Source organism: Aquimarina algicola, from assembly GCF_006443095.1.
In the GTDB taxonomy this organism is placed as follows: domain Bacteria; phylum Bacteroidota; class Bacteroidia; order Flavobacteriales; family Flavobacteriaceae; genus Aquimarina; species Aquimarina algicola.
The window spans coordinates 64,652-89,233 of record NZ_VFWZ01000009.1 but is presented as its reverse complement, the minus strand read 5'-3'; the positions used below and the strand labels follow the sequence as shown (position 1 = coordinate 89,233).

Below are 24,582 nucleotides of genomic sequence, written 5' to 3'. Positions count from 1 at the left end.
TAATTACTTTTTTAATTATTTTTCACAAATTAAAAAACTTTTAAACGTTCGAATATTATATATTTGGTCAAGCTAATCATCTAATAACTAAAAAAAACGATAATGCCCATAACTGCAAATAATCCTGATAGAAAAACGTGGATCAAAACCCCTTCTAATACTGATTTCCCTATACAGAATATTCCTTTTGGGGTGTTTTTAACACGAGATGATATTATAACAATAGGTACACGAATCGGAGATACAGCTATTGATCTTGGAGCACTACATCAACTTGGTTATTTTGAAGGTATCCCGCTCACAGATGATATTTTTCTACAAGATTCTCTCAATGACTTTATCTCTGATGGAAAAAAGACGTGGAGACTTGTTCGTAATAAAATCGCTGAAATTTTTGATGCTAATAATGATACCCTTAAAAATAATGAAGAGCATAAAAAAATAGTACTTTTTACCTTAGAAGAAATTGAAATGCAGCTTCCTATACGAATTGGAGATTATACCGATTTCTATAGTAGTATTGAACATGCGACCAATGTTGGAAAAATGTTTAGAGATCCGGAAAATGCATTATTACCAAATTGGTTACATATGCCAATAGGATATCATGGTCGTAGTAGCTCTATTGTTCCTTCGGGAATACCTGTTCACAGACCGCAAGGTCAAAAATTGACTAATGGGGCAAAAGATCCAATATTTGGACCATCAAGATTGGTTGATTTTGAACTCGAAATGGCTTTTATAACAACAGATGCCAATGCCTTGGGAGAACCAATCCCTATAGAAGAAGCCGAAGATTATATTTTTGGATTAGTTCTTTTTAATGATTGGAGTGCTAGAGATTTACAAAAGTGGGAATATGTGCCACTTGGACCATTTTTAGGAAAAAACTTTGCTTCCTCGATGTCACCTTGGATTGTTACTTTAGATGCTTTAGAACCTTTTAGAGTTAAAAGCCCAAAACCTATAAAAGAACAATTTTCTTATCTTCAATATGAAGGAGATAAGAGCTTTGATATTAATCTTGAAGTATCTATACAACCAGAAAAAGAAGAAGAAACTATTGTTTGTAAAACCAATTTCAAATATATGTATTGGAATATGGCACAACAATTGGCTCACCATACTATTAATGGTTGTCCTGTAAATTCTGGAGATATGATGGGTAGCGGTACCATATCAGGACCTACTCCTGATTCTTATGGATCTATGCTAGAATTGAGTTGGAGAGGAGAAAAACCGGTACAATTAAAATCCGGAGGAAGCCGTAAATTTATAGACGATAATGATACTGTAATCATGAGAGGGTATTGTAAAAATAAGAACGTAAGAATAGGATTTGGAGAGGTTTCTACAAAACTTCTTCCTGTCTTTAAAAAGTAAAGCAATCATCTATTTTTTAGACCTCGAAATGATTATTTCGAGGTTTTTTTATATCTTTTGGCATCAAAATTGCCCTAAGATACTACTAGAACTATAATACCATCAATATGCAAAAACAACTACTATTCGTTTTTATTTTAGCAATATGCTATTCCTGTAGCAGTGTAAAAAAGACTGAGAAAGCACTTAATACAGGAAATTATGATCAAGCAATTAATATTGCCTTAAATAAACTCAAGACAAATAAAAATAAGAAAGGTAAACAACCTTACATTTTGATGCTTGAAGAAGCTTTTGTTAAGGTTGTAGAAAGAGATCAAAACGCTGTTACCTATCTAGAAAATGAAGGTAATCCGGCTAATTTGGATAAAATATATAATACTTATGTATCTCTAAAAAAAAGACAGGAACGTATCAAACCCTTGTTGCCTCTTTATATTACTGAACAAGGTCGTAATGCAAACTTTGTACTTAATAATTATGATCAAAAAATATTAAGTACCAAAGAAAAACTGTCTGATTATCTGTATAACAGTGCAAAAAAAATGTTGTCTACTGCACAAAGAAAACAAGATTATAGAGTTGTATATGATGATTTGGTATATCTAGATAAAATCACCCCTAATTATCGTGATACCAGATCTATGATAGACGAAGCACATCAAAAAGGAACAGACTTTGTAAAAGTTTCGATGACTAATAATACCAACGTTATCATCCCTCGAAGATTAGAGAGTGATTTACTTAATTTTGGAACATATGGCCTTGATGATCTTTGGACTGTTTATCACAGTAAGTCACAAAAATCTATCAATTATGATTATGCGATGGAAGTTTCATTAAGAGAAATCAATATTTCTCCAGAACAGGTAAAAGAGCGCCAATTACAAAAAGAAAGAATCGTAAAGGATGGTTGGGAGTATCTTTTGGACGAGAATGATGAAATCGTAATTGATGATAAAGGAGAAAAAGTAAAAGTAGATAAAATGGTTACCGTAAAATGTGAATATTATGAATTTACACAGTTTAAAGCGGTAAATGTCAGAGGAAATGTTAAATATAAAAACCTAAGAACAAGACAATTATTAGAAACTTTTCCTATATCTAGCGAGTATGTTTTTCAACATGTATATGCAAATTATAATGGTGATAAAAGAGCTCTAGATGATAACTTATTAGATTTTATAGGTTTAAGAGCTGTTTCTTTTCCTACTAATGAACAGATGGTCTATGATTCTGGTGAAGATTTAAAAAACAAACTAAAAAATATCATTGTTAACTACCGATTCAAATAAGTTTACAATGTTCATTAAAAAGTAATAGAACTTGAAAACAATTCAATTTCTTTATCGGTGAAGTCATCTTGACTTCAATTAAAATTCAAAAAATACGCCGAGAAAATAAATATTTTCTTGGCGTATTTTCTTTTAAAACCATAATTTTTTTTATGATCAAAAATTCATATTCTTACTTTATTATTTCCAAAATCTAAATTGATCAATGCTATCATTAATAGAATGTAACCAATTGCTAATTTGTAGTGCCGTTTCAGAATCCATTGATCTTCCAAAAATATAAACTGTAAAGACTATATATATGGATAATAAGAGGATCGCATTGAATATTCCCATCTTCCTTTTCATAATATATATTAAGAACGCTACAAATGTAAGTATGAACAATAATATACGTAGTTCTGCAACATTTACTACTGTCTCTGCATTCATCTCTATAGGACCATAAATAATTGTAAATAGAAACAGTGGAAAACCTAAAGCAAAACATATATCAAAAATATTGCTCCCAAGTGCATTTGATACCGCATCATCATAATTTCCATTTTTTGCATCTTTCATGGATAATATAGTATCCGGTACACTGGTGGCTCCACTAGCCAAAACAACTGCAATAAAGTAAATAGGGATATTGAGTTCATCTCCCAACCATTCGCATGATTTTACTAGTAGCAAGCATGCCGCACCAATGATTGTCATTGCAACAATTAGCATTGGCCATGCATTTTTATTATTGATTTCATCTTTAACAAAGATCGGTTCTAAGTTCAATGTGATAAGATTTAAAAATAGGTTTCCTTTCTCGTCATCTTCCTCCTCCTCTTCATCTTCTTCCTCTTCTTCTTCGGTATCGTCAGATTTCATTGAAGTCAACATATAAATCGAATATGCTGCATACAATCCCATTAAAACGACTCCATGCACCCAGTTTAAGGAGTCTCCCCCTAAAAGAAATATGAGTACAAACTCACATATCAAAAGTGATATACCATCTCTTAATAGTACTTTTTTTGATACTTCGACATGAGTTGTTACTCTTTTTAAAACTACAACCAAAATTACTACAGCCGGTATTATCATTCCATTAAAAATGGCGCTTCCTGCTGTAGTTCCTATTCCTCCGGCAAAACCATCTTTATCTTTTAAGACAAAAAGAAAAAACAAAGTAGTAAATAATTCGGGCATAGAAGAACCTATGGCATTGATGGTAGCACCTCTTACTCCTTCACTTAGGTTACGACCTAGATATTCTGAAGCTGCTTCAAAACCATCACTTGCACGCCAAATAATTATACAAGTTAGAATAATCAGTAAAATGGAAAGTAATATCATATTATTTTATTTTGGTGTTAATTAGTTATTGTTATTGTCATGACTCTCTCGCTTTCATCATCAGAAAGTAAGATTTTATTTCCGTCTATTAATTCTAAAGATTCTCCTCTAGGTACTTCTACATCATTCGTTACATCCTTTAGTCCTTTTAACCCTTCATTGATTAGGAGCCAGCTATTGTTATGAAATACAAAGTAACCAAGTCGCTTCTTATCTGCTGCAGTTAGTTTTTCGTTTCTAATAATATTTCGGTTCACATGCCATTTGTGCAATGTTGTATTATTACAAATCACCAATCTTTGGTTTTCGGGTTTCCATACTCCTGGTTTGAACTGATAGAAAAAATCAAGAACAGGAATAGAATGATTATAGCGTGTATTACAGAAAGGACATTTAGTTACCTTTGTATTCGTATAAATAAACCATTGTTGTTCACAACTAGAATTACTACATTGAAGTTTTAAATCGTTAGTTTTGATCAACGCTTGTTCCCACATTTCGGCAAGAGGTCTTTCTCTAGGATTTTGTAAACCTTTTACAAATGCTTGGTCAAATAGTTCTTTAAGATAAGGACCGGTGATCGTGTATGGAGTAGATTGTAAATCCGTCCATGGATAAAATTTTTGTACACTATCTCCGTATTCTCTTTTAAAATTTCTGTTACTATCATCAGTTGGATGTTCAATAAACAGAGCTTTTTTACCCATTAACAAATCTTCTTCTTCATCAGACTCTATAGCTCCAAAATAATTACCTCCCCGTAGTGGGTGGCGATATAATAGATACATGTAAATTAACACAGCTAATGCGTGTAGATCTGTTAATCGATTTGGTAAATTTCTATTTGGATCTTTAGCGTCCAAATGTTTGGTAGCTACTACTTCCGGAGCGATAAAATCGGCTGTACCTATTACATCGGGTGGATATAATCCCGGAACTACCAAACCATCAATATCGATAATAGCCGCAGATTTACTTACAGGATCAATCAGTACATTTTTATAAGACAAATCAGAATGAGCTAAACCTGCTGCATGCATTCTTTTTACCCCTCTTGAAATATTTACACATACTTGAAAATAACTAAGCCAGTTTCCCAATTCGGATTTATCTAATTTAAGACGTGCAGAGCTTGTTCTAAATTTGGCGCTGGCAAACCATTTTCCTTCTTTTTCTTTTCCCTTTAGAAGATCATTGGTACTGTATCCTTTAGTAAAGAAAAAGTTTTTAGAATAACAAGGTACTATAATCCCTGTTTTTCCATCGACTGAAATCACATCGGTAGGCCAAGCATAAAGTTCTTTGTAAAAATCTCCTCCTTCTCTATTAAAGAAACTATTATAATATTTTGTGCAAATATTACGAAGTCTTTCGATAGAGTTATGATCTTGTTTATCTCTGTAAATAGCAACTACATAGGATTTGTCAGGACTAAAATATACATCTTTCATTCCGCCTCGCATGGGCTCACCATTATCTATGTATTGGTACTTTTTTGAAGAGTCTATGATTGATACTACTGTTCTTGAACTCATATAATGTATGCTAATATATTATGGCTAATGTTCTGTCATCATGGTTTCCTTTACTCCAAAAATCCATCCAGTTATTTAATTGTTCTTCGACTACCTCGTGTTCTTCAGAAAAATCAACCTTTATCTTATCCTCATTATTTCCATCAAGATCATTCAAAAATGTTAGCCATTTTTCTGTTTTTTCCAGATTAGCTTCAACTTCAAACTTAGCATCATAAATTCCATCGGTCATCAAAAACAAATATGAAAAATCCTCTTCAATATGTAAATTGAATCTTGTTGCCGGAGGGCGTTCTTTTGAATGAAAAATCTCGGCTTGTGTAACAAAACGAGTTCCCCCACCAAACTCACCAACATCTAACCAATTCAAAAGCTTTGCCTTTGTTTTATCTTTATTAACAATGCCAATAGGACAATCCCCAACACTAAAGGTTATAATAACATATTTCTCTTCTATTTTTTTAAAAACTGCACAGATAAGTGTTGAATGAAAGTAATCAAAATTATTTTTAGCTCTGGGATTTGTAAAAATCTCAGGGTATTGGTCATAGGTATCCTCTGCAATCTTTTTGATGTGTTTATGCGAATGAAGTACCGATTGATATAAAGATTGGATCCCTAATTCTTTTGCATTTATAAGTGCTTGTTCATCTTTTGAAGTTATAAATTTTTTAATTTCTATATCAAATTGATTCCAAGTTTCATCAGATACTTCTTCTTCTAGATAATTAATCAACTCCTGGCAAGCCAGTTCTGATCCTTTTCTAGACAAACTTGCACTCCCAGCTCCATCAGCTACCGTTACAACTGTCCATCCTGTTTTTTCAAAATGCTTATATGCAAAATCATCATCTCTAAAACTACCAACGTTTTGATGCGATCGTCCTCTTTTTGAAGATACTACAATTTTTTTATCTCCTATATCCATTGCAGAAGATCTATTATCTTCTTTCCAATAAATCGCTTCTTTATCACTAGGTATATTTTTCCACAATGATTTTGGATCCGGATTAATTACAAAGTTTATAGACTTTTCATGCAGTTCTGATGAGTCTTCTTCTCCCTCAACCTTAAACAAAATTTGGATTTTAAAGCTTCCATTGGCAATGAGTTTTCCAGAGATCGAATTTGCTTTTGGATCAAATGTTAAACCTAATTCTTCAAGACCTTTAAAAGCATAGGAAATGACTTCTTTCTCAATAAAAAACTGAGAGTCAAAATTATGATTATAGTCAAAACCTTCTGTTCCATTTGGGATGATAATGGAAGTATTTTTAAAATCCAGAACTCGGGTTTTTATTTTCCACTTTTCCATAATTCTTTTCTGTAGTTTTTTGATTGATATGATTGAATCTTGTATTTCATCATCTGAAACAAATGCGTCTAATAGTTGTTCATTTTTAGATACATTTATTCCTTGTTTAGAAAGTAATTCTGTTACATAGTTTTTTTCTCTATTCATTACTACCCTTGTGTACGATTTACATCAAATCCACCACTTCCTGCTCCATACCTACCTTTATTAAAACAACTCGGACAAGTACTTATTTCTTCTTCTCCTATACAATGTATTTGTCCACATTGGCAAACTGCAAATGCAATTTGATTTCCACAACAAGGGCATGTTGGTGCACCTATTAATTCTTCGGTATTAATTGTAAAGTTAGTTTCTGTATTGCCAGAAAGCTCTTCATAACTTTCATCGACCTGAAAAGCTCCATTTAAACGATACGATTTTGTTGTTAAAGGAATACCGGCAAAATCTGTTGGTTTTAGGTCTTTCTTATATTTCATTAAATACGTTCTCCTTGTGTTTTGGCATTTGCCTGCCAATACAACAAAATTATCATCTACATATGATGATGTCGAACTGTTATTTTCTGTTGATAAATCAACTTCTTTGATTTCATCAGAGTTGATATTTGCTAATTCAAAACCGGACTTATTGTTTTCGACACTCTCACTACTTGTTTTGATAGAGTCGGTAACCCATTTAAAAAATTCTTTATAGCTCTCGGCAGTTGAGTTTTCAACTTCTAGTACATTTTCGGTCAATTGTCCTAAGATTGATTTATCTCCTCCCCCTCCAAGAGAAACGGCAATAAGATTTGCTGTTCTTCTCCAGTTATTATTCCATTCTGAAATAACACTACTGGTATTATCTGTTGGTACACCATCTGTAAACAAGAAAACGATTGGTTTCCAATCTCCTTTTTGTTCTGCTGTGGTTTTAACTATATTTTTTCTTAGTTCATACATCAAATGACCAAGGCCTTTTCCTAATGAAGTACCACTACCTATTGGAAATTTAGGTGGGTAAAAACTTATAATATCTTGCAAAGGAACAATTGTTTTTGCTTCTCCTGCAAATACGATTACAGATATGAAGACAGTTTCTAAAGCTGTCGGATCTGTTTTTAAAGATTGGATAATAGTTGCCATTCCATCTTGCACCCTATCGATAGGTTCTCCTACCATAGATTCTGAAACGTCAATTAAAAAATAAATAGGCAGTCTTCTCATGGTTAAATCATTAAAATAACAAGTAATGCGATTAATAAAACAATTTGGGACATGTCTATAAATAAGCCGTTTCCTACCCTATAAGGTTTAAAAAACTTATTCAAGAACAATAAAATAGACGAAAGTATATCTTTAAAAGGTTTATAAATTCTCATGAAACTAGGTGATAATCTATTTTCATGAACATGTAGCTTACTATAAACAAATAACCCTATAATAGAAATAGAAACTATTAGTTTAATAATATGTATCATATAACTATAATATCTTCAGACGGAGGTGGAGGCAAAGTTACCGTACTTGAAGTTCCCATACTTTTATTCCCTTGTTCGATAGTATCTGAAACCCATAAAAAGAATTGTTTTAGTGTATTGCTATCTGCTGTTTCTAAATGAACAACTGTATCAGTAAGTTCTTTTAGCTTTTCATCATCCGAAAGGTTTCCGGCTGCACACCCTACCACTGCTCCAAAATTAATAGCTTTTACTTTTGGGATAACTTCTTTATAAAGTTGTAGGTCAGATGGTTTTCCGTCTGTAAATAAAAACAATAATGGTTTCCAATCTCCTTTTTGATCGGGAGTTCCTTTTTTGATATCATTTTTTACTTTTTCGCATAAAAATTCTAATGCTTTTCCTGTAAAAGTAGGGCCACTTCTTGGGCAGGTTATTTCTGGGAGTTGTAATGATTGTAAATCAGTAAGCGGCATAACTTCTTTTACCTCTCTGTCAAAAGTGATAATACTAATCCAAAGCGTTTCAGATGCCTGAGCATCTGAACGCAAAGTACTAATCATACCACTCAATGCATTATTCAAAGCCTGAATTGGTTCTCCAAACATTGAGCCGGATGTATCCAATAAAAAATATACTGGAAGTCTTCTCATCAAATATTAGTTTAATAAATTATTTAGTGCTTGTGGCATTGATTCACCTAAAGTATTTTTAAGGTTTACCAATAAAGCCTTTTCTACATTATCTATTTGCCCATCTCCTTGAATTTGGTCTAATAGATATTTTTCTTCTTCTGCGTCTATCTCTCCGGTAGACCCATCATCATCTAAAACAAAACTAGTAATTGCTTTTACGAATAACCCTTCCCAAGCGCTATCGTTACTTTTTCCTGAAACGGCATCATTTAATTCAAAAAGAAAATCAGCTTCTTCTTGATCGATAGTTCCATCAGCATAAATTACTTCTTCAATTTCTTTTACTTCGGCAGCATCAATTACACCATCTTCCAGGATTTCTTTTTTTAATACTTCTAAAGATTTCATTTTATTTTTATTTAGGTTAAATTACACAACAATATTTAGTTCAGATGGTGGCGGTGGAAGTTCATTCATTCCTGAGGTTTCCTCTCCTGATTCTTCAACTTTGGAAGATGAAACTCCTATAGATGCAGTTACCCATGCAAAGAATTTAGAAATACTTTGACTATCTGCAGTATCTAAGCTTACAACGTTTTCTGTTATTTTTTTCAAAACATTCGTATCAGCTCCGTTACCGGCAGCACAAGCGACTACACAAGCCGTTTTTCTTTTGTTTAATTCTGTAATTCCACTTTGTGCATCATCTGTAGGAATACCATCTGTCATTATAAATACCATTGGTTTCCAATCTCCTTTACTCTCGGCAGTGGTTTTGGCCACTTCATTATCAATACAGTTACTCACTAGTTTTAATGCTTCGCCTAAAGCAGTTGTTCCTGTTGCTTTAATTTCCGGTATTTGAAAAGAAGCTAAATCTGTTAAAGGAACAACCTGTCTTGCGGAGCTATCAAAAGTAATGATACTTAAAAATGCTGTTTCGATTGCCTGTGGATTTTGCCTGAGTGAACTTATCATAACCTGCATACCATTTTTTACAGATTCTATAGGTTCTCCCATCATAGAGCCAGAGGTATCTAATAAGAGATATACGGGTAGTCTTCTCATTTTGCGTGATTTTGTAAAATTTTCTGAATAGTTTGAAGAAACATTTTGTCATCTGTTGGTTCTCCAATAGCATCAAATTTCCACTCCCCGTTTCTTTTGTATAATTTTCCCATGATCAATGCACCTTTTCCTGCATAAGAACCATCTGTAACAATATCATAGCTAGAGTGTACATTATTTACACGTGATGGTGTTCCTTCATACATTCTTATTTTTGCAAAAGGAATGTGCGAAAAGTCAAAGTTTTGTCCTTTGTTTAAATAAATATTCAAAAAGAAAAAGATCTTATCGATATTACTATCAACCTTACTTAGATCTACGCTTATAATTTCATTATCGAGACCATCATCTCCACCAACATCTCCTTGTCTATCATCTCCACTATGTCGTAGAGCAGCGTCTTTTGACATTAGCTTACCTAGAGGATAGTTATGCTGTTGTAAGAATCCATTATACTCAGGAGAATAGATCCAATCAGCTAATTCACCATTGGCATCGGTCATAATACAACTTAAATCTAAATCAACATCTTCTATTACTTTTCTTTTTCCGAACAATCCTTTTTTGATCGTTTCAATTGCTCCCCAATTGACACCAACACAAAAGTTAGTAAGTTGTTCTCCAGATGATTTTCTTAGGTCGATTTTTTGACCTTTAGTTAAATTAATTGCCATATTTTACGTTTTTTAATCGAATTTAGTGTTTACAAATAGTTTTGTGTTATAACTGAAAGGGTTTCTTTCAGATCTTCTGCTTTTACAGGATCTCCAATTGCATTAAATTTCCATTCTCCGTTATCTTTATGAAGAGATCCGAGAATTAAAGAAACATAACCGCTGTATTTAGGATCTGAGGCGATCTCATAATTTGCAAAGACTTTTGTTACTTTTTCAGGAGTGCCTTCATACAGTCTAATTGATGCAAAGGGTATTGTTGCAAAATCTTGTTTATTATAGCTATTCAAAAAGAAAACTATTTTATCTACAGATGGATTTACCTTATTCAGTTCTACACTGATAATTTCATTATCTAATCCGTCATCTCCGTCCATATCTCCTTCTAGATCATCACCACTATGATGAACCGAAGCATCTTTTGAAACGAGTTGTTTATAAAATACTACGTCAACAAGTTCGTTTTTAGAATTAAATAAACCACAACTTGCATCTAGGTCTACTGCTTTTTTGATTTTTTTGGTCACCTTCTCTTTTGTTCCTCCAAAACCAAGAAATCCACCTTTTGTTACTTCTTGAAGATAACTAATTTCTATTGCTCCCCAGTTGACACCAACACAAAATTTTAAGAGTCCTGTTGTTGCTCCTGATGAGTTTTTTTTGGTTAAATCAATTTTCTGTCCTTTTGATAAATTAATTGCCATAAAAAACAGGATTAATTATATTTATCAAGGAAAGCTTGAAGTCCACCATTCATACCTGTACCTATTGCTTCAAATTTCCATTCTCCGTTTCTTTTATAAATCCTTCCGAATTCTACAGCTGTTTCAACAGAAAAATCTTCGTCTAACTCAAACTTCATGAGTTCTGAATTAGAATTATTATCCACAATTCTAACAAATGAATTTCTTACTTGTCCAAAATTTTGTTTTCTGGCTTCGTATTCATCTATAGTAACAACAATACATATTTCGGCAGCATTAGCATCAATTTTAGATAAATCTATTAAAATTGATTCGTCATCTCCATCACCTTCTCCCGTTCTATTATCTCCTGTATGCTCAACAGAACCATCTGGAGATTTTAGATTATTATAAAAAACAAAATGTTGATCTGATAATATTTTCTTGTTCTCTCCTAAAATAAAAACAGAGGCATCCAGATCAAAATCTACACCTGTTGATGTTTCATTTGTATCCCAACCTAGTCCAATTGTAAAATTACCGGTTGATAAAGTTTCTCTTTGTCCTTTTTGTAAATTGATTGCCATTTATTTAGATTTATTTAATTACTTCTCCAGAATAATGTTTACTTACAAAATAGCCTAAGTCTTCCTTATATCCTATCCCAGAAGCTTCAAACTTCCATTGACTATTTCTTTTGTATAACCTCCCGAATTCTACTGCTGTTTCAATTGAAAAATCTTCATCAAGTTCATATTTTGCTACTACTTCATTTGTTACATTATTAACGATTCTGATGTAAGAATTTCTCACTTGTCCAAAATTCTGTTTTCTAGTTTCAAAGTCATCAATTGTAACTACAAATAATAGTTCGTTAACACTTTCTGGTAAAAGATTAAGGTCAACTATAATTGCTTCATCATCATCTCCGTCACTAGAACTTCCATCTGGATCATCTCCTGTATGTCTAACTCCAAACTCGCCATTAGTACAGCCATTTTTTTCACAAGGATTATTCTCGTTATGTCCTAGACCACATAAATTGTTATAAAATATAAAATGAGATTCTGAAGATAGTTTTCTATCTTCATTTAATAAAAATGCGGAAGCATCGAGATCAAAATCATGTCCGGTTCCTTCATTAGGATCCCACCCTAACCCGATAGTTAGTTTGGACAGTTCAAGCTCAATTTTTTGTCCTTTTTGTAAGTTTATTGCCATATTTTACATGTTAATTAATTGTTAAGCTCTAATTTATTTGGGGATAGATTTATCAATAAAATGCTACAAAAATCTAGTATTTATTAATATAATCTTAAAAATATGCATCCAATATAAAAAAATGTTTTTAAAAACAATACAAGATGTCTCTTAATAAATTAAATTAACGATGATCGTTCATTATTTTAACTTTTGTTATCATCATAGTAATTTAATCGAACTATTATTTGGCATCCAACTTATAATGATAAACACTTCCTTTTAAAAAATTATTTAAGGAGAATCGTACTGTCAAAAATTGATCATTAATTATGTTTTATATTATCATTCAATATTTTTCTCTATATTGATAAAACATTTAAACGTCGATCAAATAAAAACAAAAGGCGGCAATTACTGGTAATTGCCGCCTTTTGTTTTTAAGCTTTTATAATTTAAATAAACTGATGTAAAACTTGTGGTGTAATCATACTATGAGATGAATGATGAACTGTAGCACCATTTCTTATCACAATAAATTGTGGTGATTCATGAAAAACCTGAAATTTTGAAGAAATCTCAGATGATACATCTCTATGATTTAATAAATCTAAATAATATAAATCAACTTGCCCTTCTGGTATATCGAAGCTATCTTCAAAATTACGAATGACCATTCTACTAATACCACATCTTGTCGAATGCTTAAAAATGGCTTGCGTTCTAGTACTAGATGCATCTAATATTTGATCTAACTGTTCTATCGTTTTTAATTCCTGCCAAGGCAATGCTTGCTTTTCTTCTTTATGTTCTTGTCCTTCTGACCCAAACAATTTTTTAAATATTCCCATATATAAAATATACTGATAAACTAATCTTTTTCTTTACAAACTTAGTCAATAGATTCCTATTAACTTGATAAATATCATATTTTGTCGCAAACAAATACGTAACTTTACAACAAGTCAAAAAGTCAGCAAAACTCTACACCAACAAGACATTTTGACATTTTTATACAATAGGAATATTATTTGATTTTGATCTAGCGAACTCAAAATAAACAGTAAAATGAATTTTAATAATTTCACTATAAAATCACAAGAAACCATACAACAAGCGCAGCAACTTGCGCAAGGTTTTGGTCATCAACAAATAGAAAACGAGCATATTTTTAAAGCCATTTTTGATGTAGATGAAAATGTACTTCCATTCTTATTAAAGAAACTAAATGTTAACATTAATCTATTACAGCAAGTTTTGGACAGTACATTGCAAAGTTTTCCCAAAGTATCCGGAGGAGAATTACAATTATCCAGAGAAGCAGGAACGGCTCTGAATGAAGCTACTATCATCGCAAAAAAAATGGATGATGAATATGTTTCCATTGAACATCTGGTCATAGCTATCTTTAAATCCAAAAGTAAGATCGCCCAAATTTTAAAAGATCAGGGAGTAACAGAAAAACATCTTAATGAAGCTGTCAACGAAATTAGAAATGGTGAAAAAGTAACTTCTCAAAGTGCCGAAGATACATATCAAGCACTTGCTAAGTACGCCAAAAACTTGAACGAGATGGCCGAAAGTGGAAAACTGGACCCTGTAATCGGACGTGACGAAGAAATAAGACGTGTATTACAGATCTTATCCAGACGTACCAAAAACAATCCTATGCTGGTAGGAGAACCCGGTGTTGGTAAAACCGCAATTGCCGAAGGACTAGCACATCGTATCATAGCAGGCGATATTCCTGAAAATCTAAAGGACAAGCAAATTTTTTCTTTAGATATGGGAGCACTTATAGCTGGTGCCAAGTTCAAAGGAGAATTTGAAGAAAGACTTAAAGCCGTAGTTAAAGAAGTGACAACTAGTGATGGCGATATTGTATTATTTATAGACGAAATCCATACGCTAGTAGGTGCTGGAGGTGGTCAGGGCGCAATGGATGCAGCCAATATCTTAAAACCTGCTTTGGCAAGAGGAGAGCTAAGGGCTATCGGAGCGACAACATTAGACGAATATCAAAAGTATTTTGAAAAAGATAAAGCCTTAGAGAGACGTTTTCAAAAGGTTATAGTTGATGAACCGGATACCGAGAGTGCTATATCTATCTTGAGAGGAATTAAGGAGAAATATGAAACACATCACAAAGTTCGTATCAAAGATGAAGCTATTATTGCTGCTGTAGAGCTTTCACAACGCTATATAACCAATAGATTTTTGCCTGATAAGGCCATAGATCTTATGGATGAAGCTGCCTCAAAATTGCGAATGGAAATCAATTCTAAACCAGAAGAACTTGATGTACTGGATAGAAAAATAATGCAATTAGAAATCGAAATCGAAGCTATAAAACGAGAAAATGACGAAAATAAACTTAGTGCGCTTAATGCAGACCTTGCAAATATAAAAGAAGAGCGTAATGAAATTTTTTCTAAATGGCAAAGCGAAAAAGAGGTTGTAGATGCTATCCAAAACACAAAAACCAATATTGAAGAATACAAGAATGATGCAGAAAGAGCAGAACGAAATGGCGATTATGGTAAGGTAGCAGAATTACGCTATGGCAAAATCAAAGAAGCTCAGGAAAAACTAGATGAACTTCAAAAACAACTCAATGAACAACAAAGTAAAACATCGTTGATTAAGGAAGAAGTAACTAACGATGATATTGCAGAAGTTGTTGCCAAATGGACAGGTGTACCCGTTACCAAAATGTTACAAAGTGAACGAGAAAAATTATTGGTACTAGAGAAAGAACTTCAAAAACGTGTTGTCGGACAATTTGAAGCTATACAAGCTATTAGTGATGCCGTAAGAAGAAGTAGAGCAGGTTTACAAGATCAGAAAAAACCTATCGGATCATTCTTATTTTTGGGAACAACCGGAGTCGGAAAAACAGAATTGGCAAAAGCATTGGCCGAGTATCTCTTTAATGACGAAAGTGCTATGACCCGCATAGACATGAGCGAATATCAAGAACGCCACTCTGTAAGCAGACTAGTAGGAGCACCTCCCGGATATGTTGGCTATGATGAAGGAGGACAACTTACAGAAGCCGTAAGAAGAAAACCATATTCGGTGATATTACTAGATGAAATCGAAAAAGCGCACCCTGATACTTTTAATATTTTGCTTCAGGTTCTTGATGAAGGAAGATTAACAGACAACAAAGGTCGCGTTGCAGATTTTAAAAACACAATAATCATTATGACCAGTAATATAGGAAGCCATATCATACAAGATAAATTTGAAGCTATTGAAGATATGGATACCGCTATGGAGAGTTCAAAAATCGAAGTCTTAGGATTATTAAAACAAACCGTAAGACCAGAATTTTTAAACAGAATCGATGATATCATTATGTTTTCTCCACTTACTAAGTCAAATATAAAACAGATTGTCCAACTACAAATCAAAAGTGTATCAAAAATGCTGTCGCAACAGCATATCACTATCAAGGCCACAGAACAAGCAATTGAACATCTTGCAGAAAAAGGTTTTCAACCTGAATTCGGTGCTAGGCCTGTAAAGAGAACAATTCAAAAAGAAGTTTTAAATAAACTTTCTAAAGAAATATTAGGAGGTACTGTTACTACAGATCAAATAATCTTACTTGATGAATTTGATGGAAATATTGTTTTTAGAAACCAAGAAAATCTGGTTTCTTAGTCAACAATAGCATAAAATACATATCAAATGGAGCAATTAACAACGTATTATGTTAATTGCTCTATTTTTTTGAACAAAACTTACAAGGTTTATAATCTTTGTATCATCTTATTTTTTACGGTTTAACCGTACATATAAACAATTTTAACCATAAAACAGTTAATAACTTACTTATAGAAAAAAGCAGATTTTAGCTACATTGCATATTATGAAACCAATTATTTTTATTGTCATATTCTATATCTCTTCTTTTTCTTTTGGACAGAACAAAAGAGGTGTATTTTTTGATATCAAAAATAAATACCAACTCATCAGAGAATTGGTAGACACTAATACACTAAGACAACACCATACAGAATATTCTTGTAATGAATCTTCTGATAAAGGTAGCATTAGCTTTTATTATAATGGAAATGAACTGAAGCATATCATACATACCTATACAGTAGGACACGTGAAATATAGAGATGAATTTTATGTCTGGGATGATCAATTGTTCTTTCAATACTCTATACATGATATATGGTATAAAGATTATGAAAAAAAATCTTCTGGAAAACGCAAATTAGTAAATGTTAACCTCACATTTGAAGAACGCTTTTATTTTAAAGACGGAAATGCAATCAAATGTCAGTTTAAAGATTTTGAAAACCGAAGTAATTATCGAAAAAAAGTTAAAACCAACTACGTAAAAAATATAACCGTAGACTGTGATCAAGCCCAAGCGGCTCTCGAAAAATTTACTATCCTTTCAAACTACCAAAAATTAAATATCGAAAACGCTTGTAATCTACCAAAAAGCATCACAAACAGAGAGCCTTTGGATATGATGTATAGTATAACCGGTCAAAATTAGCTTCAAAACATAGTTAACGATATTCAAACAAGAATAAAAAATACCGTTTGGTATATTTTTAGTATATTTACAATAATTTGTAAGCATCATGTTAACCAAATCAGAGCAAACAACAGATTTTATTATTAAAACTGTAGCACCCATTTTTAATAAAAATGGATACGCAGCTACAAGTATGAGTGATATTACAAAAGCTACTCGTTTAACAAAAGGTGCTATATATGGTAATTTCAAAAATAAAGAGGATTTAGCAATTGCTGCTTTCAACGAAACTGTAAAAAATGTGCTTAGACGTATTGCTCACCATCAATCAAAAAGTAATTCACCATTAGAAAAACTATTACTCATTACAGATTTCTACAGAAATTATTATGATTTTAGTCAAGAGTTAGGTGGCTGTCCGATTCTTAATATGGGAGTAGATGCCAAACATCAAAATCCCTTATTAATGAAAAGGGTAAAATTTACAATATCTAAAATTAAAGGAAATCTGGCAGAGATTATCGTATCTGGCCAATATAACAAAGAAATATCAGCTAATATAGATGCTTCTGTATATTCAAATCAGTTTTATACCATGATTACAGGAGCTATTTTTATGTCTCAAACGATGGAAGATAATAGTTATATCCTACAAACGATGGATCAAATAGATAATATTATTATACGAGAATTAAAAATATAATCATTTTTTTACTTAAAAATATACCAAATGGTATAAAACATAGAAACTATGGAATTATTAAAAGTACTAGAGAGTAAAGCCAAAATAAGATTTCAAGATTGCGATCCTTTTAATCACCTAAACAATGCTGCTTATATCAATTATATGATCAATGCCAGAGAAGATCAAATAGACAAGTTTTATAACCTCGATATCTTCGAGCTGGCAAAAACACAAGGTATAAGTTGGGTCGTAAGCACAAATCAGATTGCTTACCTGAAACCTGCATTACTGATGGAAGAAGTAATCATTGACTCACAATTAAGAAAATTTACAGAAAACGAACTACATGTAGAAATAAGAATGTGGAATCACGATAAAACGGTATTAAAAGCAGTATTGTGGAGCACATTTGTACATTTCAATTTGTTACAACAAAAAAGATGGAATCACAACGAAGAACTTATCAAATTATTCGACGCTATCGAAAAACCAATAACTGAAAAAACCTTTGAAGAAAGAATTTTAAAATTAAAACCTCAAAAAGTGTAACATTTCTTTTAATTACAAGTCTTATAGATAACAACAACTTAATGCCAAAATCCTATGAAACCCCCAGGTGATTTAGGTTCTTCTCACAAAAAGAGAAGCTCTTACATTTACATTGGTTTTTTTGTTATTGCCATTTTATCAATGATTATCGTTATCTGGAAAATGGGAATGCTTGATTAATTAAAAATTATTTGTAAAATACACTGTTATCTATTTTTACCCGACTTAATAATGTTTTTAAGTTTTTCGGGTATAACTTCTTACGCTTAAGTCACAATCAAAAACAGCATTATACCATTTCTTTTCATCAGGAATAGCAACACTCAAAACTCTCAAAAATTACAAAAAGAAAATACTTACCAAATACAAAAGAAATATCTTTAACAACTCATTAAAGAATACTAAACAATAATATTAACCTTTTAAAATCAAATCATGAAAAAAGTATTTTCTAGTATCTTCTCATTATTCATTTACTCTTTATGTTTTTCACAATCGAATATTAATGATATCAATCAATCAGGAGAGAAAAACGAATTAAACATTTATCAAAACGGAGCTCCCAATTCTTTAATTATTAATCAAATAGGAAACAATAACATTTCTAATATAGAACAAGGTGTATTTGATGAACTTTCCTTAGAAGGAAGCATCAATCAGACTCAACAAGGCAATCAAAACCAAGCATACATTTTTCAGGTAGGAAAAAACAATATCATAGAACAAAATCAAACCGGAAATGCCAATACAGCAAAAGCAACACAAGACTTTTTTACAACAACAAACACTATTACTCAAGGACAAAATGGAAACAATAATACTATAGAAGCTAAAATTTCAATATTTGGACGAAATACTAATATAATTCAAAATCAAAACGGGGATTTAAACACCATTACAACCAAACTTGACGGTTCAAATAACTATGTCCAACAATTACAAAATGATGAAAACAATACGCTTATCATAAATGTTTCTGGTGATGATAATAGTATAGAACAAGAACAAAGTGGGTCATTTAATATTGCTCGTACAGATCTAAATGGTAACAATAATCTTGTAAAACAACATCAAGAAGGAAATAATAATAACGCTACAATTATTGCAAATAACAACACTAATATTCTTCTTCAGCATCAGGTTGGAACCGGCAATACTGCTTTGAAAATACAAAATGGAGTTCTAAATACAAGTTTTCAAATACAAGAAGGTATAGAGAATAACGTTTCTGTGACACAATCAGAAGAGTTTAATTCGTCTACAACACAACAGATCGGAAAAAACAATAGTATTGAAGTGATACAGAATAGTTACGAAGGAAAAGTATCAATAACTCAAAACGGGGATAATAATATTTCAAAAGCTACTCAAACCGGTCGTGATGGAATCGGGAATCAAATCACACAAAACCAAGAAGGTGCAGATAACATTGCTAATGCAGAGCAAAATTTTACATTGTTTGATAATACTATCTCACAAAAACAATTAGGAGACTTTAATAATGGGATTGCCATACAAAATTCTAGTGTTAATAGTACCATCCAGCAGAATCAAGAAGGTAATGAAAACACTACAGAAGCTTTACAAAATAATGCACAAAACAGTAGTATTACTCAACAACAAAAAGGGCAAAACAATGTTGCAGTTGCCTATCAGGATTTTCAAGATTCTTCAGCAAAAAATAATACCATATCACAAACACAGAGAGGAGTTGAAAATTACATTAGCGCTTTGCAAGATGGAATATCTAATAATTTGGAGAGTTTACAAGTTGGAGATCAAAATATAATGAACACTCAACAAATAGGTTCAGAAAACAGTATTAATATTTCTCAATTTGGGACTTCCCTAATGCAAACTATTTCACAAAATGGAATAGGAAATACAATTATTTTTGAACAAAATAACTAGAACACATTGTTTTCAATAAAAAAAGAGTCAAACGTTATTATAAATGTTTGACTCTTTTTTATACTATCTTATTTGTATTAACAACAATCTCTTTCGAAATAAACTCTTATATCTTTTAGTTCTATTTTTGATAGTAATTTTAATTTTCCCTTTTCAAAGAGTGAATCCAAATCGCTAAGTGGAGTCTTTAAAACGTCAGTTTTGTAATTATAATAATCTACAAACCGTATTCCATTAATCGTACGAACATTATATGCTTCTCGAAACCTAACTCCACCACCATTGACAGCATATTTGTAGGCTAAATAATCTACAGTAAAATTATCTTTATGAATCCAATACAAAAACTCGTCTTCAAAATCGGTCCCTCCTCCTACTTCATCAAAGGTTACTTTAATTTTATAATAGGAATTTCCTTTAATCACTGACTCCCCTATCAGTTCTTTTTTTACAGCAGGTGCGTTAAGACCATAAGGTAGATTAGCAAAATAATGTACCGAGTTTACACCGTCGCTAATTCTAGTTACCAACGAATCAGCAACTTTTGTAGGGCAATTATTCAAAGTTCGCTGTAATCCAGAATTAGTTACCACGTCATGTATCAATCCATTTGTGGTGTTTACATATCTTTCGAGCTGATACAATCCTTTTTTTCTTATACTCGAATATTGTTTCCCTCTAAATGTAAAGTCCAAATAAGCATTATCATATTTTGCACCTCCTGCCATGTGTATTGTTTTATCAATAATTTGTTGTGCAGAAAGTTGTGCCTCAATATTACCAGAAAACAAAAACACTATTAAAATGATGATTATATATCTATACTCTTTTATCATGAATTTAAATTTTAATATTTATTCGCATAAATATTTAGTGATGATTAAAACTTATTTATAAACAGCTATACAAATGTATGACGACAAACCTATACTTTACTTACTTTTTTAAGATTGTTTTTTCTACGCTTTAAAACTTATTTTTTATTTTTTGAAAAAGATAATTATTTTGCATCCCTATAAAAACCCCAAATACAACATTTTATGAAACACATCATTCTATTATTTGTTTGTTTCACGACGAATATAATTTTGGCACAGGATAAAGCGGCATATGATAACGCGGTCAAAACTTTTCAAGAGAATTTTAATGCTCAAAATGTAGACGCAATCTTCGATCTTTATACGACAGAGATGCAAGAGAATATGACAAAAGAAGGTGTTACCCGATTTGTTACAGGATGCTACAAACAATTTGGTAGCCTAAAGAGTTTCGAATTTATCGAAACTACAGAAGGTATAAGTAGTTATACCGCAAATTTTGACAAAATAAGCCTTGTTATGGAACTTCTGTTAAGTCCTGATAATAAAATTGCAACGATTCAATTTCAGGAACCTTAGTTGCATTATAAAATATTAATTTTCTACAAAGCTTTCTATTCAAGAAAGCTTTGTATTTTTGTAAACTATTATTTAAGTTTAAAAATATCAATGAGTTCAAAGAGTTCTAATACCATCAATATCCTAAATCGTAAAGCAAAATTTGAGTATGAATTTTTAGATAAGTTTACTGCGGGGATTAAACTTGCGGGAACAGAAATAAAATCCATTCGACAAGGTAAAGCAAGTATCGCTGAGAGCTTTTGTGAATTTAACAATAATGAACTCTTCGTGATTAACATGCATGTAGAAGAATACTCTCATGCCACCTATTTTAATCACAATCCAAAAAGTGAGCGAAAATTATTGCTAAATAAAAAAGAATTAAAAAAACTTGAAAAAGAAGTGAAAAACACTGGTCTCACTATAATACCTACTCGACTCTTTGTCAATGAAAATGGCCTTGCAAAATTAAATATTGCTCTAGCAAGAGGTAAAAAACTTTACGACAAGAGAGATACAATTAAAGATCGAGATAATAAAAGAGCATTGGATCGACTCAAAAAAAACTATAAATAAATCCTACTGTCTAGATTTCATTTTATTATATTCTTTTTCTTCTTCCTGTTGCAATAAAATGTTGTTAGGATCTGCTTCTAGTTTTTTAACCACTTCTATATATTTAGGATAATCTCTATATTTTATTTTTATAAACGTATAAGAAGGTAATAACAGAAGTAAAAGGCCAATTAAAACATAGAAAACGGTTCTTATTGCAATAGTCTTATAAAAAATATCTTTTTTTGCAATAAACATTATTAAACTTAATATCATTATCAAAGTGCAAAAACATAACCCTATCATAAGATTCTGATTTGCAAATGGCCATCTAAATAACTTAAACATGATGCCTAATATTACTATCGAAATTCCGATACCAGTGGCTATTCTTCCAATAACTTTAGCAAAAGAAGATTTTTTATTAAATATTAAACCGAACCTATGATGATGAAATAGCCAAAACCCTAGAAAGAAATAAATACTGGATAGCGATAAAAGAGATAAAATTAGTATTATACTTCCAAATGGATAATTAAGTATGAACATTAAGAATCCTAAGCACGAAAATGAAAGAAGCAGAATTTCAATTTTCCTCATCTTATAAGAATGTTGCTAATTTTTATCTTCTAATAGTGGCACAAATCTAAACTCTCCAAATTCGTGCTTTTCAAATTCAGTTTTGCTTTTACGGATAAAAAGTGTCATAATTTGCGTATCATCCCCAACAGGGATTACGAGGCGTCCTTCTACTTTTAGCTGTCCCAGTAAAGGTTTCGGCACAAAAGGAGCCCCTGCAGTAACAATAATAGAATCAAAGGGAGCATGTTCTACCAAACCTTTATACCCATCACCAAATGACAAATATTTAGGTCTATACCCGAGCTTAGACAAAAAAAGCTTTGTTTTTTTAAATAATTCTTTCTGCCTCTCGATACTATACACTTTTGCTCCTAACTCGCACAAAACTGCCGTTTGATACCCCGATCCTGTGCCAATTTCAAGCACTTTATCATCTTTTTTAAGTTGTAATAATTCACTTTGAAAAGCTACAGTATAAGGCTGAGAAATAGTTTGATCTGCTGCAATAGGAAAAGCTTTATCTTGATAAGCATGATCTTCAAAACTTGAATCCATAAACAAGTGCCTGGGAATTTTATTTATTGCAGACAATACAGATTTGTTTTTAATTCCTTTTCGGATTAAAACTTCAACCAATTGCTTTCTCATTCCAGCATGTCTAAGGGTATCTTTCACGATTCTAAGGGTTATTTAGGCGGATAAAATTACACAAACAATTTAAAGATTAATAAATATTTTTTTCACAAAGACTATTTTTTGGGATTTTAGAGATAATTAATATTAAAATTTATAAATAGTATTATTTTTGTGTAAAATCACGAATTATGCTCAAAGCCGGAGTACTCGGTGCGGGACACCTTGGTAAAATCCATTTACGTCTTTTACAACAATCTGAAAATTATAACCTAGTTGGTTTTTATGATACCAATCAGCAACAAGCAGAAGCAATAGCCAGTGAGTTTGGCTATACATTATTTAATTCTGTAGAAGAGCTTATCGCTGCTGTTGATGTTGTAGATATTGTAACCCCTACATTTGCTCATTTTGAAGTTGCAAAACAAGCAATAGAAGCGGGAAAACATATTTTTATAGAAAAGCCCATTACAAATACTGTAGAAGAAGCTGAGCAATTAATTGCTTTGGCAAAAAAACATAATGTAAAAGGGCAAGTAGGTCATGTCGAACGTTTCAACCCTGCATTTACTGCGGTCTCTGAAAAGATCGACAACCCTATGTTTATAGAAACTCACCGATTAGCAGAATTTAACCCAAGAGGGACTGATGTCCCTGTAGTTTTGGATCTAATGATCCATGATATCGACGCAATACTAAGCGTTGTACATTCAGAAGTAAAACATATTAGTGCAAGTGGTGTAGCAGTAATCAGTGAAACCCCTGATATTGCAAATGCCAGAATCGAATTTGATAATGGGTGTGTTGCTAACCTTACTTCAAGTCGAATCTCATTGAAAAACATGAGGAAAACAAGATTTTTTCAACGAGATGCCTATATTTCTGTAGACTTTTTTGAAAAAAAGTGTGAAGTCGTAAAAATGAAAGATGTTCCTGAACAACCTGATGACTTTGCTATGATTCTACAAAATGCCGAAGGTGTAAAAAAGCAAATCTATTTTGACAATCCGGAAATTCCATCTAATAATGCAATACTAGATGAGTTAGATACCTTTGCTAATGCAATATATACTAATACAACTCCTATAGTATCACTTGATCAGGGAAAAAAAGCTCTTGAAGTAGCTCTTAAAATTATTGATTGTTTCAGTAATTAAAAATAAGTACATATATTTTATTTATATCTGCAAATTAGAGTAGAGATTAAATTATAAATATCA

Annotated in this window: 26 protein-coding genes and 1 pseudogene; 11 read left to right on the top strand and 16 right to left on the bottom strand. The window is 31.9% G+C overall.

Annotation, left to right across the window (positions count from 1 at the left end):
* The first annotated feature begins 102 nt into the window (after positions 1 to 102).
* Together fahA and FHK87_RS22240 are read left to right on the top strand one after the other, a co-directional pair.
* Complete coding sequence (gene fahA, locus FHK87_RS22245; RefSeq protein ID WP_140596935.1) at positions 103 to 1,383, top strand: fumarylacetoacetase; 1,281 nt, start codon at positions 103 to 105, stop codon at positions 1,381 to 1,383.
* A 107-nt stretch (positions 1,384 to 1,490) separates the two neighbouring features.
* Entirely contained in the window at positions 1,491 to 2,678 is a 1,188-nt protein-coding gene (locus tag FHK87_RS22240) for a hypothetical protein (RefSeq protein WP_140596933.1), read from the top strand.
* 180 nt (positions 2,679 to 2,858) lie between these two features.
* Here the strand turns inward: FHK87_RS22240 and FHK87_RS26610 are convergent, their stop codons facing one another.
* From FHK87_RS26610 to ytxJ, 13 genes and pseudogenes are all read right to left on the bottom strand, one after another.
* Positions 2,859 to 3,392 (bottom strand): sodium:calcium antiporter, encoded by a 534-nt coding sequence (locus FHK87_RS26610; RefSeq protein ID WP_394344950.1) that lies wholly within the window; start codon positions 3,390 to 3,392, stop codon positions 2,859 to 2,861.
* A gap of 168 nt (positions 3,393 to 3,560) precedes the next feature.
* Positions 3,561 to 4,010 (bottom strand): annotated as a pseudogene (locus FHK87_RS26605) (sodium:calcium antiporter); the annotation flags it as partial.
* A 17-nt stretch (positions 4,011 to 4,027) separates the two neighbouring features.
* Positions 4,028 to 5,545, bottom strand: coding sequence for a helix-hairpin-helix domain-containing protein (locus FHK87_RS22230; protein ID WP_140596927.1), 1,518 nt, complete (start codon positions 5,543 to 5,545; stop codon positions 4,028 to 4,030).
* Positions 5,546 to 5,555: 10 nt separating this feature from the next.
* The gene (locus tag FHK87_RS22225; RefSeq protein ID WP_140596925.1) at positions 5,556 to 7,007 is read right to left on the bottom strand and encodes a PP2C family serine/threonine-protein phosphatase; all 1,452 of its coding nucleotides are present in this window, start codon (positions 7,005 to 7,007) and stop codon (positions 5,556 to 5,558) included.
* A gap of 2 nt (positions 7,008 to 7,009) precedes the next feature.
* Positions 7,010 to 8,068, bottom strand: a complete 1,059-nt coding sequence (locus tag FHK87_RS22220; protein WP_140596922.1) for a TerY-C metal binding domain-containing protein — start codon at positions 8,066 to 8,068, stop codon at positions 7,010 to 7,012.
* A gap of 250 nt (positions 8,069 to 8,318) precedes the next feature.
* Positions 8,319 to 8,954 (bottom strand): vWA domain-containing protein, encoded by a 636-nt coding sequence (locus tag FHK87_RS22215; RefSeq protein ID WP_140596920.1) that lies wholly within the window; start codon positions 8,952 to 8,954, stop codon positions 8,319 to 8,321.
* Between the two features lie 6 nt (positions 8,955 to 8,960).
* The gene (locus FHK87_RS22210) at positions 8,961 to 9,344 is read right to left on the bottom strand and encodes a TerB family tellurite resistance protein (protein WP_140596917.1); all 384 of its coding nucleotides are present in this window, start codon (positions 9,342 to 9,344) and stop codon (positions 8,961 to 8,963) included.
* Positions 9,345 to 9,365: 21 nt separating this feature from the next.
* The gene (locus FHK87_RS22205; protein WP_140596915.1) at positions 9,366 to 10,004 is read right to left on the bottom strand and encodes a vWA domain-containing protein; all 639 of its coding nucleotides are present in this window, start codon (positions 10,002 to 10,004) and stop codon (positions 9,366 to 9,368) included.
* Entirely contained in the window at positions 10,001 to 10,678 is a 678-nt protein-coding gene (locus FHK87_RS22200; protein ID WP_140596913.1) for a TerD family protein, read from the bottom strand. The genes FHK87_RS22205 and FHK87_RS22200 overlap by 4 nt, the downstream gene beginning before the upstream one ends.
* A 29-nt stretch (positions 10,679 to 10,707) precedes the next feature.
* Positions 10,708 to 11,382 carry a TerD family protein gene (locus FHK87_RS22195; RefSeq protein WP_140596911.1) on the bottom strand — a complete coding sequence of 225 codons (675 nt, stop codon included), beginning with the start codon at positions 11,380 to 11,382 and terminating at the stop codon, positions 10,708 to 10,710.
* A gap of 11 nt (positions 11,383 to 11,393) precedes the next feature.
* On the bottom strand, positions 11,394 to 11,948 hold the full coding sequence (locus FHK87_RS22190; protein WP_140596908.1) for a TerD family protein: 555 nt from the start codon (positions 11,946 to 11,948) through the stop codon (positions 11,394 to 11,396).
* Positions 11,949 to 11,958: 10 nt separating this feature from the next.
* Complete coding sequence (locus tag FHK87_RS22185) at positions 11,959 to 12,582, bottom strand: TerD family protein (protein ID WP_140596906.1); 624 nt, start codon at positions 12,580 to 12,582, stop codon at positions 11,959 to 11,961.
* A gap of 434 nt (positions 12,583 to 13,016) precedes the next feature.
* The gene (gene ytxJ, locus FHK87_RS22180; protein WP_140596903.1) at positions 13,017 to 13,412 is read right to left on the bottom strand and encodes a bacillithiol system redox-active protein YtxJ; all 396 of its coding nucleotides are present in this window, start codon (positions 13,410 to 13,412) and stop codon (positions 13,017 to 13,019) included.
* Between the two features lie 217 nt (positions 13,413 to 13,629).
* Here ytxJ and clpB point away from each other — a divergent pair, with 217 nt between their 5' ends.
* The 6 genes from clpB (at position 13,630) to FHK87_RS22155 (ending at position 20,213) form a co-directional block, all read left to right on the top strand.
* Positions 13,630 to 16,230 (top strand): ATP-dependent chaperone ClpB, encoded by a 2,601-nt coding sequence (clpB, locus tag FHK87_RS22175; protein ID WP_140596901.1) that lies wholly within the window; start codon positions 13,630 to 13,632, stop codon positions 16,228 to 16,230.
* 208 nt (positions 16,231 to 16,438) lie between these two features.
* Entirely contained in the window at positions 16,439 to 17,086 is a 648-nt protein-coding gene (locus tag FHK87_RS22170; RefSeq protein WP_140596899.1) for a hypothetical protein, read from the top strand.
* A gap of 88 nt (positions 17,087 to 17,174) precedes the next feature.
* On the top strand, positions 17,175 to 17,771 hold the full coding sequence (locus FHK87_RS22165; protein ID WP_140596897.1) for a TetR/AcrR family transcriptional regulator: 597 nt from the start codon (positions 17,175 to 17,177) through the stop codon (positions 17,769 to 17,771).
* A 48-nt stretch (positions 17,772 to 17,819) separates the two neighbouring features.
* Entirely contained in the window at positions 17,820 to 18,302 is a 483-nt protein-coding gene (locus tag FHK87_RS22160; protein ID WP_140596895.1) for an acyl-CoA thioesterase, read from the top strand.
* Between the two features lie 54 nt (positions 18,303 to 18,356).
* Positions 18,357 to 18,482, top strand: a complete 126-nt coding sequence (locus FHK87_RS26555) for a hypothetical protein (RefSeq protein WP_262711277.1) — start codon at positions 18,357 to 18,359, stop codon at positions 18,480 to 18,482.
* A gap of 255 nt (positions 18,483 to 18,737) precedes the next feature.
* Complete coding sequence (locus FHK87_RS22155) at positions 18,738 to 20,213, top strand: hypothetical protein (protein ID WP_140596893.1); 1,476 nt, start codon at positions 18,738 to 18,740, stop codon at positions 20,211 to 20,213.
* Positions 20,214 to 20,290: 77 nt separating this feature from the next.
* Here the strand turns inward: FHK87_RS22155 and FHK87_RS22150 are convergent, their stop codons facing one another.
* Positions 20,291 to 21,049, bottom strand: coding sequence for a DUF6503 family protein (locus tag FHK87_RS22150; RefSeq protein WP_226294377.1), 759 nt, complete (start codon positions 21,047 to 21,049; stop codon positions 20,291 to 20,293).
* A 204-nt stretch (positions 21,050 to 21,253) separates the two neighbouring features.
* On the opposite strand from FHK87_RS22150, the gene FHK87_RS22145 reads away from it, so the two are divergent.
* A complete protein-coding gene (locus tag FHK87_RS22145; RefSeq protein WP_140596890.1) occupies positions 21,254 to 21,610 on the top strand; it encodes a DUF3887 domain-containing protein in 357 nt (118 codons plus the stop codon).
* A gap of 90 nt (positions 21,611 to 21,700) precedes the next feature.
* Positions 21,701 to 22,168 (top strand): SsrA-binding protein SmpB, encoded by a 468-nt coding sequence (smpB, locus tag FHK87_RS22140; RefSeq protein WP_140596888.1) that lies wholly within the window; start codon positions 21,701 to 21,703, stop codon positions 22,166 to 22,168.
* Positions 22,169 to 22,171: 3 nt separating this feature from the next.
* Here smpB and FHK87_RS26420 read toward each other — a convergent pair whose 3' ends face one another.
* Both FHK87_RS26420 and FHK87_RS22130 read right to left on the bottom strand, forming a co-directional pair.
* A complete protein-coding gene (locus FHK87_RS26420) occupies positions 22,172 to 22,747 on the bottom strand; it encodes a GldL-related protein (RefSeq protein WP_226294376.1) in 576 nt (191 codons plus the stop codon).
* Between the two features lie 15 nt (positions 22,748 to 22,762).
* A complete protein-coding gene (locus FHK87_RS22130) occupies positions 22,763 to 23,404 on the bottom strand; it encodes a protein-L-isoaspartate(D-aspartate) O-methyltransferase (RefSeq protein WP_140596885.1) in 642 nt (213 codons plus the stop codon).
* A gap of 149 nt (positions 23,405 to 23,553) precedes the next feature.
* Between FHK87_RS22130 and FHK87_RS22125 the strand changes: the two genes are divergently transcribed.
* Positions 23,554 to 24,519, top strand: coding sequence for a Gfo/Idh/MocA family protein (locus tag FHK87_RS22125; protein WP_140596882.1), 966 nt, complete (start codon positions 23,554 to 23,556; stop codon positions 24,517 to 24,519).
* Positions 24,520 to 24,582 lie beyond the last annotated feature (63 nt).

Excerpts from the sequence above, each read along its gene's own strand:
- fahA (WP_140596935.1), top strand. The coding sequence starts at position 103 with ATGCCCATAACTGCAAATAATCCTGATAGAAAAACGTGGATCAAAACC.
- ytxJ (WP_140596903.1), bottom strand. The coding sequence starts at position 13,412 with ATGGGAATATTTAAAAAATTGTTTGGGTCAGAAGGACAAGAACATAAA.
- FHK87_RS22190 (WP_140596908.1), bottom strand. The coding sequence starts at position 11,948 with ATGGCAATCAATTTACAAAAAGGACAAAGAGAAACTTTATCAACCGGT.
- FHK87_RS22215 (WP_140596920.1), bottom strand. The coding sequence starts at position 8,954 with ATGAGAAGACTTCCAGTATATTTTTTATTGGATACATCCGGCTCAATG.
- FHK87_RS22155 (WP_140596893.1), top strand. The coding sequence starts at position 18,738 with ATGAAAAAAGTATTTTCTAGTATCTTCTCATTATTCATTTACTCTTTA.
- FHK87_RS22220 (WP_140596922.1), bottom strand. The coding sequence starts at position 8,068 with ATGAGAAGACTGCCTATTTATTTTTTAATTGACGTTTCAGAATCTATG.
- FHK87_RS22205 (WP_140596915.1), bottom strand. The coding sequence starts at position 10,004 with ATGAGAAGACTACCCGTATATCTCTTATTAGATACCTCTGGCTCTATG.
- FHK87_RS22225 (WP_140596925.1), bottom strand. The coding sequence starts at position 7,007 with ATGAATAGAGAAAAAAACTATGTAACAGAATTACTTTCTAAACAAGGA.
- FHK87_RS26420 (WP_226294376.1), bottom strand. The coding sequence starts at position 22,747 with ATGAGGAAAATTGAAATTCTGCTTCTTTCATTTTCGTGCTTAGGATTC.
- FHK87_RS22195 (WP_140596911.1), bottom strand. The coding sequence starts at position 11,382 with ATGGCAATTAATTTATCAAAAGGACAGAAAATTGATTTAACCAAAAAA.
- FHK87_RS22150 (WP_226294377.1), bottom strand. The coding sequence starts at position 21,049 with ATGATAAAAGAGTATAGATATATAATCATCATTTTAATAGTGTTTTTG.
- FHK87_RS22230 (WP_140596927.1), bottom strand. The coding sequence starts at position 5,545 with ATGAGTTCAAGAACAGTAGTATCAATCATAGACTCTTCAAAAAAGTAC.
- FHK87_RS22200 (WP_140596913.1), bottom strand. The coding sequence starts at position 10,678 with ATGGCAATTAATTTAACTAAAGGTCAAAAAATCGACCTAAGAAAATCA.
- FHK87_RS22145 (WP_140596890.1), top strand. The coding sequence starts at position 21,254 with ATGAAACACATCATTCTATTATTTGTTTGTTTCACGACGAATATAATT.
- FHK87_RS22185 (WP_140596906.1), bottom strand. The coding sequence starts at position 12,582 with ATGGCAATAAACTTACAAAAAGGACAAAAAATTGAGCTTGAACTGTCC.
- FHK87_RS22160 (WP_140596895.1), top strand. The coding sequence starts at position 17,820 with ATGGAATTATTAAAAGTACTAGAGAGTAAAGCCAAAATAAGATTTCAA.
- FHK87_RS26610 (WP_394344950.1), bottom strand. The coding sequence starts at position 3,392 with ATGCTAATTGTTGCAATGACAATCATTGGTGCGGCATGCTTGCTACTA.
- FHK87_RS22240 (WP_140596933.1), top strand. The coding sequence starts at position 1,491 with ATGCAAAAACAACTACTATTCGTTTTTATTTTAGCAATATGCTATTCC.
- FHK87_RS22170 (WP_140596899.1), top strand. The coding sequence starts at position 16,439 with ATGAAACCAATTATTTTTATTGTCATATTCTATATCTCTTCTTTTTCT.
- FHK87_RS22165 (WP_140596897.1), top strand. The coding sequence starts at position 17,175 with ATGTTAACCAAATCAGAGCAAACAACAGATTTTATTATTAAAACTGTA.
- FHK87_RS22125 (WP_140596882.1), top strand. The coding sequence starts at position 23,554 with ATGCTCAAAGCCGGAGTACTCGGTGCGGGACACCTTGGTAAAATCCAT.
- FHK87_RS26555 (WP_262711277.1), top strand. The coding sequence starts at position 18,357 with ATGAAACCCCCAGGTGATTTAGGTTCTTCTCACAAAAAGAGAAGCTCT.
- smpB (WP_140596888.1), top strand. The coding sequence starts at position 21,701 with ATGAGTTCAAAGAGTTCTAATACCATCAATATCCTAAATCGTAAAGCA.
- clpB (WP_140596901.1), top strand. The coding sequence starts at position 13,630 with ATGAATTTTAATAATTTCACTATAAAATCACAAGAAACCATACAACAA.
- FHK87_RS22210 (WP_140596917.1), bottom strand. The coding sequence starts at position 9,344 with ATGAAATCTTTAGAAGTATTAAAAAAAGAAATCCTGGAAGATGGTGTA.